The organism is Paraburkholderia sp. SIMBA_053 (genome assembly GCF_046534895.1).
GTDB lineage: Bacteria > Pseudomonadota > Gammaproteobacteria > Burkholderiales > Burkholderiaceae > Paraburkholderia > Paraburkholderia caledonica.
Map to the genome: position 1 here is coordinate 1 of NZ_JAWRXU010001121.1, position 256 is coordinate 256.

Sequence of the window (256 nt, forward strand, 5' to 3'; positions counted from 1 at the left end):
GTTGATCGAGACGCCAGCGCCCCTGCAAGGACAGGCCGCCGACGGCATAATGACCGTCGGCTTCGCTATAGCGCTTGAAGCAGGCGCGTTCGATCAGAAACGCTGCAGCGGTTTCCATCCCGTTGCGCGAGATGCCGAGCGTGCGGAAGTCGAGTGGAAGAAGCGAGTCGTCAGGCAATTGACTCGCGGCGGAAAGAATCGTGATGCAGTCAGATTTCGACGGGTTCAGCATGGCTTATCCTCGAAAACGGCGCCG

Annotated in this window: 1 protein-coding gene; it reads right to left on the reverse strand. The window is 59.8% G+C overall.

Features of this window, described 5'->3' with window-relative positions:
• The coding region (locus tag SB753_RS39125) for a hypothetical protein (RefSeq protein WP_410805428.1) at window positions 1-232 on the reverse strand (232 nt) is incomplete at its 3' end.
• Window positions 233-256 lie beyond the last annotated feature (24 nt).